11 protein-coding genes and 1 pseudogene are annotated in these 11,153 nt (G+C 53.0%); 3 read left to right on the top strand and 9 right to left on the bottom strand.

Annotated features, from left to right (window positions below; genetic code table 11):
- Positions 1-37: 37 nt before the first annotated feature.
- From QCH34_RS01605 to QCH34_RS01570, 8 genes are read right to left on the bottom strand one after another with little or no spacing between them, the layout of a single operon-like run.
- The gene (locus QCH34_RS01605; protein ID WP_300328989.1) at positions 38-1,030 is read right to left on the bottom strand and encodes a chorismate synthase; all 993 of its coding nucleotides are present in this window, start codon (positions 1,028-1,030) and stop codon (positions 38-40) included.
- Complete coding sequence (aroE, locus tag QCH34_RS01600) at positions 1,027-2,367, bottom strand: shikimate dehydrogenase (RefSeq protein ID WP_300328986.1); 1,341 nt, start codon at positions 2,365-2,367, stop codon at positions 1,027-1,029. Before aroE ends, QCH34_RS01605 begins: the two co-directional genes overlap by 4 nt.
- Positions 2,349-3,632 (bottom strand): 3-phosphoshikimate 1-carboxyvinyltransferase, encoded by a 1,284-nt coding sequence (gene aroA, locus QCH34_RS01595; protein WP_300328983.1) that lies wholly within the window; start codon positions 3,630-3,632, stop codon positions 2,349-2,351. Before aroA ends, aroE begins: the two co-directional genes overlap by 19 nt.
- Positions 3,629-4,420, bottom strand: coding sequence for a prephenate dehydratase domain-containing protein (locus QCH34_RS01590; RefSeq protein WP_300328980.1), 792 nt, complete (start codon positions 4,418-4,420; stop codon positions 3,629-3,631). The genes aroA and QCH34_RS01590 overlap by 4 nt, the downstream gene beginning before the upstream one ends.
- Entirely contained in the window at positions 4,414-5,256 is an 843-nt protein-coding gene (locus QCH34_RS01585; RefSeq protein WP_300328976.1) for a prephenate dehydrogenase/arogenate dehydrogenase family protein, read from the bottom strand. Before QCH34_RS01585 ends, QCH34_RS01590 begins: the two co-directional genes overlap by 7 nt.
- Positions 5,246-6,232, bottom strand: a complete 987-nt coding sequence (locus QCH34_RS01580) for a 3-dehydroquinate synthase II (protein ID WP_300328972.1) — start codon at positions 6,230-6,232, stop codon at positions 5,246-5,248. The genes QCH34_RS01585 and QCH34_RS01580 overlap by 11 nt, the downstream gene beginning before the upstream one ends.
- Positions 6,229-7,014: a 2-amino-3,7-dideoxy-D-threo-hept-6-ulosonate synthase gene (locus QCH34_RS01575; RefSeq protein WP_300328970.1), complete on the bottom strand. Its 786-nt coding sequence runs from the start codon at positions 7,012-7,014 to the stop codon at positions 6,229-6,231. Before QCH34_RS01575 ends, QCH34_RS01580 begins: the two co-directional genes overlap by 4 nt.
- Before the next feature lie 2 nt (positions 7,015-7,016).
- Positions 7,017-7,811: a 2-amino-3,7-dideoxy-D-threo-hept-6-ulosonate synthase gene (locus tag QCH34_RS01570; protein ID WP_300328967.1), complete on the bottom strand. Its 795-nt coding sequence runs from the start codon at positions 7,809-7,811 to the stop codon at positions 7,017-7,019.
- A gap of 327 nt (positions 7,812-8,138) precedes the next feature.
- On the opposite strand from QCH34_RS01570, the gene QCH34_RS01565 reads away from it, so the two are divergent.
- Complete coding sequence (locus tag QCH34_RS01565; protein WP_300328963.1) at positions 8,139-9,485, top strand: MFS transporter; 1,347 nt, start codon at positions 8,139-8,141, stop codon at positions 9,483-9,485.
- Positions 9,486-9,496: 11 nt separating this feature from the next.
- Here QCH34_RS01565 and QCH34_RS01560 read toward each other — a convergent pair whose 3' ends face one another.
- On the bottom strand, positions 9,497-9,859 hold the full coding sequence (locus tag QCH34_RS01560; RefSeq protein ID WP_300328961.1) for a hypothetical protein: 363 nt from the start codon (positions 9,857-9,859) through the stop codon (positions 9,497-9,499).
- Between the two features lie 70 nt (positions 9,860-9,929).
- Here QCH34_RS01560 and QCH34_RS01555 point away from each other — a divergent pair, with 70 nt between their 5' ends.
- Together QCH34_RS01555 and QCH34_RS01550 are read left to right on the top strand one after the other, a co-directional pair.
- The gene (locus QCH34_RS01555; protein WP_300328958.1) at positions 9,930-10,895 is read left to right on the top strand and encodes an ABC transporter ATP-binding protein; all 966 of its coding nucleotides are present in this window, start codon (positions 9,930-9,932) and stop codon (positions 10,893-10,895) included.
- Between the two features lie 3 nt (positions 10,896-10,898).
- Positions 10,899-11,153 (top strand): annotated as a pseudogene (locus tag QCH34_RS01550) (ABC transporter permease); the annotation flags it as partial.

Raw genomic sequence — 11,153 nt, 5'->3', positions numbered from 1 at the left:
CATATGAGGGAGATGAGAGAGATTATCAGGCTCCTGCTCAAAAGCCAGTGAACCTCTTCTGCATCAGAACTGCATCTATAAGCACGAGTGCAAGCATGCATTCGGCAACGACAAGGACCCTTGGCACAATACAGGGGTCATGACGCCCCCTTATTGATATCTCGACCTCCTCACCCTCCGAATTGATCGTCTGTTGTGGAAGCGAGATCGAGGGTGTCGGCTTGACAGCACACCGGATAACGATCGGATCTCCATTGCTGATGCCACCAAGGATACCCCCTGCATGGTTTGTGGCAAAGCCGCTCTTTTGCATGGGATCATTGTGCTCGCTCCCAGACATCCGTGCAGCAGCAAACCCTTCCCCGATCTCAACTCCCTTGATCGAGCCGATCCCCATCATCGCACCGGCAATGGCAGCATCCAGTTTTCCAAAGACCGGATCCCCAAGCCCTGGTGGGCAACCCACAGCAAAAAGCTCGATGATGCCGCCGACTGAATCGCCGCGCTCCTTTGCCACAAGGATCTCCTCTTCGAACTGATCGGGATTGGAATTTCCATGAATCTCCAGTATGCGGGATCTAATCGAGATCCCCTGATTGAAAAGGCACTGGAACGCAACTGCACCCGCAGCCACACGTGCCGCCGTCTCCCGCCCTGAGCTCCGCCCGCCACCCCGGTGATCGCGGTGCCCGTACTTCAGATGGTACGTGTAATCCGCATGCCCCGGACGGAATACCGATCTGAGAGAGTCGTAATCACCGCTTCTCTGTGCAACTGATGGGATCAGTATCGCTATCGGCATCCCGGTGGTTCTGCCTTCAAAAACTCCGGAGAGGATCTCCACATGATCGGGTTCTGCCCGAGGCGACATGGTCGGATCCCGACCCGGACGCCGTCTATCCATGTATGGCTGGATTAGATCTTCAGTGAGCGGTATGCCGGGGGGGCAGCCATCCACCACCACCCCGAGTCCGGGACCATGGCTCTCGCCGAATGTGGTGCAGCAGAAGAGGCGGCCGAAGATATTCATGAGAGCACCTCCCTGATCCGATCGATTCCGGGATCGATACCGGTGAGGATGGTAAACTGGGCCCGCGCCTGATGGATGAACATCTCTGTGCCCTGTATGATCCGGCATCCCGCTGCTTCGGCCTCCCTGAGGAGAGAAGTCATCGGGGGGGTGTAGACAAGATCAAAGATGGTTGTATCCGGTTTCAATAATTCGGATGGAACCGGAGAGTTGTCACGCTCCTTCATCCCGACAGGGGTCGCATTGACGATTAGATCGGCGTTTATCGAAGAGGAGAGCAGGGCACTCCTGCATCCAAAACGCTCTGCAAGCACCTCACCACGCTTTTCTGTTCTGTTTGAGATGGTAACATCCATCTCAAGCGATTGAAGGGCATAGACTGCGGCTGCCGCTGCTCCCCCTGCACCCACCACAAGAGCATCCCCTCCGCGAAGATCGCGGATGGGCTCACGGATTCCGATCCAGTCAGTATTGTGTCCATAGAGCCGCCCATCACAGGATAAAACAGTATTTACTGCTCCGATTGCCAGGGCATCCTCATCCGGCTCATCGATACAGGAGATCATCATCTCTTTGAATGGAATCGTGACAGATAGCCCTTTCGCTCCAAGGCCACGCATTATCCGGATTGCATCCTCTGCCGTTTTCGCGGGGAGGTAGAGGTACCTTCCGGGTATGGCATATTCAGTAAAGAGTGCATTATAGAGGTGAGGGCTCCGGCTATGGGAGACAGGGTTTCCTGTGATCCCAAAGATAAGCGGGCAGTTGATGAGATTATCCGGGGTATCCTGGTTGATTGCTGCCAGGGTTTCAGCAAAGAGTTCCGGATTCCGTCTTCGCATCCCATTCAGATGAATGATCCTGGCTGCGGCTTCATCAACCCTGAGCGAGCCGGTGTCAATGCAGAGATCGGCCAGACCGCGAAATTCCGGCATTCTCACCCCGGCAAGATGGCGGATCTCATCCAGATCCGACAGATGGGTGAGTGCCGGACGGCTGCTCCCCTGTATCCGGGAGTGAAGGATTTCTTCATCTGCTGTCAGGAGGATGATGTGTGCTTTTCGACGGAGTGTTTGTGCATTGTGTGGGTCCATCACTGCCCCGCCGCCCGTCGCAATGACGGCAGGTCCATCAGGAAGAGAGGCGATCGCCTCCCGCTCCATCTGCCGGAATACCTCCTCTCCAAGATCAGAGAAGATCTCCGGGATGCTCTGCCCAGCCCTCTTCTCAATCAAGGCATCAGTATCATACAGGGGGATCTGGAGCTTTTCTGCCATCCTCCTGCCAATAGCAGATTTACCGGATCCCCGAAGCCCGATTAAGACATACCGTTCCATAGACCTGCTCCTTTCAGGATATCCCAGAATTCCGGATAGGATTTAGCGACACATCCTGCATCCAGAATTGATACATCTCCAATCCCAAGGCCAAGGACTGCCCCGCTCATTGCGGTCCGGTGATCATTTGCCGGATCGATCATACCCCCGTGCAGTTCCCCGGGAGTAATTGAAAGGGAATCCCCGGTTGTAGCTACATAGGCCCCAAAACCAGACAATACCTGTTCGATTGCCGCTATCCTGTCACTCTCCTTATGCCTGAGATGTGAAATCCCCCGGATCACCGTCGTGCCGCTGGCAAACGGTGCCACTGCTGCTAGTGTCTGGACAGTGTCTGGCATCCCGGACATGTCACAGGTGATCCCGGTGAGCGGTCCATCCCGGTTAAGGCGGTATCCGTTCTCACAAGAAGAGACCGGGCATCCCATCTCCCTCAGGAGAGAGAGGAACTGCCGATCTCCCTGTGGAGATGTGGGTTTCAGGTTTGTTACCGCAGCCTCCCCCCCGCAGACCGCTGCGATCGCAAAGAAGTAGGACGCAGACGAGTAGTCGCCTTCAACCTCATAGCTTCTTCCTGCAAATGGCTTCCCGCATCCAACCTGGAACGTTTTCACTGCATCGACGTTGACAGATATGCCAAATGAAGCCATAAGGTCAAGGGTAATATCGAGGTAACTGGCAGATACGGATTTGCCCCTGAGCGATATGATGAGATCTTCCTCTGCATAGGGTGCTGCCATTAATAGCGAGGTGACGAACTGGCTGCTTATCTCAGGAGATATCTCAACGTTCCCACCAAGAATCCGCCCCGATACTTCGATCGGAGGATAGCCGGTTCTGCCAAGATACCTGACCTGCCCCCCGATTGCATTCAATGCAGAGACGAGATCACCAATCGGCCGCTCACACATCCTCTCACTCCCGGTGAGTACGACAGGCTGATTTGCAAGCAATGCAACGGATGCGAGGAGCCGCATGCTTGTCCCCGAATTCTTCAGATCAATGGTAACTCTTCCACCCGGGGAGATGACTCCCCCAGTACCATGGATCAGGAGTCCATTCTCACGCTCTTCAATGGCAACACCCAGTTGCCTGAGGGCAGAGAGGGTGAGGAGGGTATCCTCTGCTACCAATGGTTCAATGATCATTGAATCGCCCTCTGCCAGTGCGGCAGCGATGAGTGCCCGGTGCGTATAGCTCTTGGATGGCGGAGCCCTCACCCGCAGATCAACCGGCGTAGTCCTCTTCTCAAGTCTCACGATCATAACTGCACCACAAGCTTCGGGTAACACCCAAATTCCCTGACAGGAACGGCTTTCTTCAGCTCATTTAGAGCCTCCTGTGCTGCTTCCCCGGATTCGAAATCAAGGAAGAACCGGTAACTGCCGATTCCCCGTCCGGATGGGCGTGATTCGATCCGTGAGAGATTGATATTACGTTTGGCAAAGGGGCTCAGAAGTGCATGAAGAAGACCAGGAACATCCTGCTCTGGGTCTATCAGGATACTGCATTTGATGATACCTTCCCCTGAGTATCCGCTCTTTTCAATCCTGATGAACCGGGTGGTGTTTGAGGCGTTGTTCTCAAGTCCCCTGAGGATGATCGGGATGCCATAATACTCTGCTGCCGCATCAGAGATGGCAGCAGCACCCTGCCTGTTCTCCAGTGCCTTGAGAGCACTGGCTGCATTACTGCTTGTATGGATCACCGCCAGACCAAGGCGATCAAATGCCTCGCTGCATTGCTCATGTGTCTGGGGATGTGCATAAATTTCTGTTACATCATCGATCGAAACAGATGAGGCAAGGGTATGGTGGATAGGGAGATAGCATTCTCCTGTGATCTTCACATCATACCGGCAGAGCCCGTCAAGGGTCGGCCCGACACCTCCTGCCTCGCTATTCTCTATGGGAACAATACCAATAGCCTCTCCCTTCTCCGCGAGTGCAAAGACCGCAGATATCGTAGGGAGGAGGAGCGGCTCAGCCCCGCTCAGCCGGACAGCAACCTCATGGCTGAATGTCCCGGCAGGTCCAAGGACTGCTATTACCACTCGCTCACCACCTGATCAAGGAGTCGATCGGTAAGAGCAATTGCCTCTTTTTGAAATGAGGCGGAGTGTGCAGCGTCCTTATCAAATTCCTCCCTGAATACCTCAGGATCGTGCTGAAGAATCATCTCCCCTACCTCTCTAACAGCCTTCAGATAGGCGGATATCGCCTCTTCAACTGACTGATTTCCCTGGAGGATGCCCCCATACAGGCTGCTGTCCTGTGAGAGTGTCCGTGCCATGAAGGCAAAGGTGGCATGGGCATTCGGGGTGGCAAATGGGAGGAGATCTTCGAGTGTACAATTTAAGCTCCTGAGCATCTGCGCCATTGCAATGCTCTGAAGATGGATGATCCCCTGTGTCACCGCTACCGCCCTGTCATGTACCCCTGGTGTCGATTGATGAACCAGCATACCTGCCGCTTCGAATATCCCCTGTAGCCAGAGTTGCGTCTCCGGATCTGCCCTCGCAGGTGTCATGATCAGCTTTTGATTCTCTATCGTTGCCATATTCGGGCCAAAGAGCGGATGAAGGCCGATCACCTGTGCATCAGATTCAAGCATTGCTGCAACCGGCTTCTCCTTGATGGAGGTGAGATCTGCAATCAGCTGATCCTTCTCAAGAAAAGGTGCAACTGATCTGATCACCTCTTCGGTCACAGAAATGGGAACGGTAACCAGTACCACACTGCATCGCCCGGCAAGCTCGCGGTACTCAGAAGCCAAAGCTCTGCCGATCACCTCCACGGAGCAGCCTGCATCTTTGAATATCTGCCTGAAGAGGGTTCCCATCCGGCCTGTTCCACCAATGATCCCGATGGTGCGGCCATCATCTCTCAAGGATGGTCTCATCGATGGCAACCCCAAAGTGCCGTCCTCCGGTCATCAGGTGTCCAAGGACCCGATCTCCCTCTTTCAGCTCAACGACGCTTCGCGGAACACCATCTTCCCCGACAAGCCTGACCGTCTCGGCATTCTGGATGACCGCACTTGCAACCCGCCCCTCATGCTCCGCTTCAACGAGAAGAAGGGGGCGGCGCTCGATCTTTACTCTCCCGACAGAGACCGTACGGCTCTGTCCTTCCCCGGTTACGGCACATCCTGTATCTCCGGAGCCTATCTCGGAGAGGTAACGGGTTTTGCCATCAGGGGAAAGGATGTACATATGCACAGCACCAGCATTCACCCGGAATGGACGGGGGGAGACATAGGGGTTCTCCAGGGTCTCGGCGGCAACAAGGAACAGGGCAGATGATGTATTCCCCACAAGCATCCCTTCACCTTCATCAAAGAGGGAGCAGGTATCGATGCAGACCCTGTCACCGATCCCCACAGGCGTGATCCGGGTAATGGTCAGGGGGAGAAGAGGCAGAGTGCCGCCATCCACTTCAAGCAGAGCGGCAACGGACCGGATCTCTTCAGAATCCTGTGAGTTGAGCAGAATCCCGCCAACACCCTTCTCAAGGATGCCCAGAGCCAGTGCTGCCTCATGGGCATCAGAGACTTCTGCAATGCTCCTATCGGATACCGCAACAAGGTTTTCAAGGGGAATGACGGTCCAGTCGGTTGTACGTACAATAACATAGCCAACCCTGGCATAGTCCGCCGCCTGCTCTTCGGTTGCCTTGTCGATGATCTCAATCCGGTGAAAATCCCTTCCCTCGATGAGATCGCCATCGGGCGCAATGATGGGAATCCTTGCAAGAGATTTCGCCTCTTCACTACTGTTGAGGAGAAGGGCTGTTGCTCCTCCCTCGATTGCGGCAAGTGCAGCCTCTTTGTTCCATGGGCGGATATCAACCCAGAACTCCTTCATGAGAGCCTCCCAAGAGCTTTATCCGGTTTTTCGCGTCCATGTACTACCCGGCAGATTGTATGGACAAACTCGGTGGTGTTCTTCCTCTGGAATGCGTTTCTCCCCATGCAGACCCCGGCACCTCCGGCAGTGATTGCATCATCGATCATCATCAGCGACTCGAGATCGCCTCCCTTCTCACCACCGGCAACGAGCACGGGAACCGAGCATGCAGTGGTGATCTGCCTGAATGCCTTCTCATCCTGCGGGTAGTTTGTCTTTATCAGATCCGCACCCAACTCTTCTGCCACCCTGACACAGTGGGCAACAGCACGTGGATCATTTGGATCGATTCCCTCTCCACGGGGGTAGATCATGATCAGGAGAGGAATCCCCCATCGGCTGCATTCCCGTGAGACAACACCTGCCGCCTCGATCATCTTTGACTCCTGTGGCGCCCCGAGATTAATATGGATAGATACCCCGTCGGCTCCAAGGGTGATCGCCTCCTCAACAGTACAGATCAGGACCTTATCATTTGGATCGGGATTCATCGAGGTGCTGGCAGAAAGGTGGACGATCAGGCCGATATCACGGCCATGCCTCCTGTGCCCTCCTTTTACCATTCCCTTATGGAGTATGATGGCATTTGCCCCTCCTGCACTCACCTCATTGACGACAGTCTGCATATCAAGCAGCCCCTCTATCTGGCCGAGAGTAAACCCATGATCCATCGGGATAATAACCGCCCGCCCGGTATTTCTGTCCATAATCCGCTCAAGACGTATCTCTTTTCCGATCATTTTCAACTCCCCCTGAGTATCTCAAGGGCCTCTTCAGCCGTCCTCTTCTCCATCATCACTGCCCGTGCCGCATGCAGGAATGCTCTTGGATTTTTATGCTGGAAGACATTCCTCCCGATTGAGATCCCGGCTGCTCCTCCAAGCATCGACCCTTCTATCACCTGAAGCATCTCGGGATCATTCATCTTGGAGCCACCGGCAACAACCACCGGCACGCTGCACCCCTCTGTCACCTCGCGGAAGGAATCCGGATCTCCCGTGTAGACCGTCTTGACGATATCAGCCCCAAGCTCAGATGCCACCCGTGCGGCAAGTTTCACGTATTCGCATCCGTTTTCGTCAGTTATCTTCCTGCCCCTCGGGTACATCATTGCAAGGAGGGGCATCCCCCATTCCATACATTCAATTGAGATCCTCCCGAGATCGGAAAGCATCGATGCCTCGGAATCCGCACCGATATTTACATGCACCGAGACGGCGTCTGCCCCCATCTTCAGTGCCTGGGTGACGGTATTCACGATCACCTTGTTATTGGGATCCGGTCCAAGCGAGGTGCTGGCGGAGAGGTGCAGGATCAACCCGATATCCTCTCCTGATCGACGGTGCCCGTGAAGGGCGAGGCCGACATGCCCAAGGACTGCGGTTGCCCCTCCTTCTGCGACTGCGTCAACAGTTCCACAAAGATCAATCAAACCCGTTATCGGGCCCTGCGATACCCCATGGTCGAGCGGGACGATGATCATCTTCCCCGACTTTCGATCCATGATCCGTTCCATGCGAATATCTTTTCCATGCATAGTATAACCACAACACACATACTGCCTTCTGACACCAGATTAAACATTGGTGTCTTCAGGCGTAGCTAAAAAAGCGATAAAAACCAAAGAAAGCCTCCGCTTGGGAGTCAGCCTTCAGAAGAATGTCTGCGAAAAGAACAGATGCCAAGCTACCGGAGATAAAAGCATTCACCGGCGAAAAAACATCCACCACGCATTATAGTATTGTTATCGTGAACAATATAAAAAGGTGTGGGTGAGCAGGATACCCCATGGCTTAATCGGGTGCGAATTCAAACACCTATTCGATTTATGTTGGAACAATCCGATAATCGATCGTGGCTTCGGTTGATACTGATTATATCGACGCTTGGATCATTCCTGACACCGTTCATCGGCTCAATGGTCAATCTCGCCCTACCCCAGATTGCAGCAGAATTTTCAGCTGATGCAATCCAGCTCGGATGGGTTCCAACTATCTTTTTATTGTGTTCGGCGATGTTTCTCATACCTGTTGGAAAACTGAGTGATATATACGGGAGAAAAAAAGTCTTCCTCATAGGAATCATCATCACCGGACTCACATCATTTCTCATTCCCTTTTCACCGACATTTCCGGTACTCATAGCGCTTCGTGGCCTTCAGGGGATAGGGAGCGCATGTATCTTTGGAACATCCGTTGCAATCGTTTCATCAGTCTTTCCAAAAGAGCAGCGCGGCAAGGCACTTGGGATTAATGTAACCGGCGTCTATGCCGGCCTCTCGCTAGGTCCGGTCATCGGCGGGCTGCTCACCCATTACCTCGGGTGGAGGAGTCTCTTCTTCATTCTTGTGCCATTATGTATCTTCATAATATTCGCTGTGACACGCTGGATTACAGTGGACTGGGCAGCTGCTGATGTCCCTTCATTCGATCTGGTGGGAGCCCTCCTCTATGCATCAGTGGTCTTCTGCGGGATATTTGGGATCACCTCGATCACATCCAAGGAGGGAGTGGTAGCGCTCATCCTCTTCTTCCTCCTCCTCCCCATCTTCCTTTCCCATGAAACAAAGGTACACAATCCGATCTTTGATATACGGATATTCAAAAACAACCGTGTTTTTACGTTCTCAAATATTGCAGCCCTGATCAACTATAGTGCGACCTTTGCAATCGGATACCTTCTCAGCCTGTACCTCCAGATCATCAAAGGTCTTGATCCAAAATCTGCCGGACTTGTTCTTGTGAGCCAGCCCCTGATGCAGGTGCTCTTCTCCCCGTGGGCAGGGAGGCTCTCCGATCGGATAGAACCCCGTTATATCGCATCTGCCGGGATGGGGCTGAATGCCATCGGGCTCTTTATTCTCGCAGGAGTCTCAGAAGAAACAACGCTTCCCATCATAATACTGGCTCTCCTCTTCCTGGGATTTGGGTTTGCCCTCTTCTCATCCCCAAATACCAATGCGGTGATGGGATCGGTACAAAAGACAGATTATGGGATCGCCTCCGGCACTATTGCGACGATGAGGCAGTTTGGCATGGTACTCTCAATGGGAATTACCCTCTTTCTTTTCACCATCTTCATCGGTGCGGTTGAGATTGGAGCCGAGCAGGCATCCGGCTTTATTATCACCCAGAGATATGCATTTATAATCTTTGCATTGCTCTGCATTGTCGGATTTGTCATCTCGCTTGCACGAGGCCGGAAAGGGTGAGCAGCCTCACCCTATCTAAAGATTTTTCTTGCGAAAACGGAGAGGGAGAAGGCAGTTCCCATCATCCATACAGAAAGGAAATCTCTTGCAACAAAGAAGAGTGATTTATCCGGATACTGGTCATCCCGAACATTTCTGACTGAGAAATATGCAAGGAGGAACCATATTGATGCAACAGTGGTCTGGCCAATGACCGATATCCAGAGGCCAAGAGATGCGAAGACCACACAGAGGATATATGCAAGAAAGCTGGTAAAGCTTGCAGTAAAGAAGTTCATCACCGCCCCACGGTACAGGACATCCTGAAGCTGGGGGAGGAGCATGACTGCAAGAAGGAATGTGATGATCGTAATAGCAATATCCTGCCAGCTCATATGCTCTCCTGAAGTGCCGGTTCGTAACCCTTCAAACTCTATCTACCAGATTGTTTGATCGTGCTGGCATATGAGAGGATCAGAATCATCATTCCCAAACAAGAAGAAGTTCATGGAAAAGCGATTGCCTATGGAGATCATCACTGCACATAATCTTGAAAAATACTTTGGCACCCTTGCAGCAGTTGATGGCATCAGCTTTTCTGTTCAGAAAGGTGAGATCTTTGGTTTTCTCGGGCCAAACGGTGCCGGGAAGACGACTGTAATGAAGATGATCCACTGCGTATCAAAACGAACCCGGGGAGATCTATTGGTATTTGGGATGGATACCGACAGAGATCCCCGTACAATCAAGCAGCGGCTTGGGGTGGTGCCACAGGAGAATAATCCCGATCCGGATTTTACTGTATTTCAAAATCTCACCATCTATGCTCGTTATTTTGGGATAACTCGAACAGAGGCAGAAGAAAGGGCTGAAGAGCTCCTTGAATTCATGCAGCTTTCTGAGAAACGTGACGCGCCGATAGAGACACTCTCTGGCGGGATGAAACGGCGGCTGATCATTGCACGTGCATTGATGAACGAGCCGGAACTTTTGATCCTTGATGAGCCCACAATCGGCCTTGATCCCCAGGCACGCCACCTCATCTGGGAGAAACTCCGTCATCTGCGATCGCTTGGCTGTACGCTTCTGATGACCACGCATTACCTTGACGAGGCTGAACGGCTCTGTGATCGGCTCGTTATCATGGATACAGGAAAGATCCTTGTTGAAGGGAGCCCGGCTGAGCTCGTAAAAAAATATGCCGGTGATGAGATCGTTGAGGCAGCAGCAAGCCCGGAGATCATCGCCTGCCTGAAGGAGGAGAGGGTCAGGTTTGAAGTATTTGGCGACATCATTCAGGTGCAGGCAGATGACCCGCAGATCGTTGCCCGGATCCTGATGGAGAGATGCCGCAGGGAGCGGATCACGGTCAGGAGGGCAACCCTTGAGGATGTCTTCCTGAAGCTGACCGGAAGGACATTGAGGGAGTGATCTATGGCATACAGTGGATTGAGCGGGATTTCTAGGGGGTCGCTGGCGGTCTGGCGGCGGAACCTGGATGCATTTATCAAGACGTACCGGGTTAATTTTATTCCCCCGTTTGTTGAGCCGGTGCTCTATCTTCTTGCCCTTGGATATGGTGTCGGCGCCCTGATCCAGGATGTGGATGGCATACCCTATCCGGTCTTCATTGCACCAGCTCTTGTCTCGATATCAGTGATGTACTCGGCATTCTTTGAATGCACCTAC

The sequence above is a fragment of the Methanocalculus sp. genome (genome assembly GCF_029762515.1).
GTDB lineage: Archaea > Halobacteriota > Methanomicrobia > Methanomicrobiales > Methanocorpusculaceae > Methanocalculus.
Note: the sequence above shows the minus strand (reverse complement) of the source record. Positions and strands in the feature narration are given on the sequence as shown.

Coding starts and splice junctions, on each gene's coding strand:
- aroA (WP_300328983.1), bottom strand. CDS start 3,632: ATGATCGTGAGACTTGAGAAGAGGACTACGCCGGTTGATCTGCGGGTG.
- QCH34_RS01575 (WP_300328970.1), bottom strand. CDS start 7,014: ATGATCGGAAAAGAGATACGTCTTGAGCGGATTATGGACAGAAATACC.
- QCH34_RS01580 (WP_300328972.1), bottom strand. CDS start 6,232: ATGAAGGAGTTCTGGGTTGATATCCGCCCATGGAACAAAGAGGCTGCA.
- QCH34_RS01570 (WP_300328967.1), bottom strand. CDS start 7,811: ATGCATGGAAAAGATATTCGCATGGAACGGATCATGGATCGAAAGTCG.
- aroE (WP_300328986.1), bottom strand. CDS start 2,367: ATGGAACGGTATGTCTTAATCGGGCTTCGGGGATCCGGTAAATCTGCT.
- QCH34_RS01555 (WP_300328958.1), top strand. CDS start 9,930: ATGAGAGGATCAGAATCATCATTCCCAAACAAGAAGAAGTTCATGGAA.
- QCH34_RS01605 (WP_300328989.1), bottom strand. CDS start 1,030: ATGAATATCTTCGGCCGCCTCTTCTGCTGCACCACATTCGGCGAGAGC.
- QCH34_RS01560 (WP_300328961.1), bottom strand. CDS start 9,859: ATGAGCTGGCAGGATATTGCTATTACGATCATCACATTCCTTCTTGCA.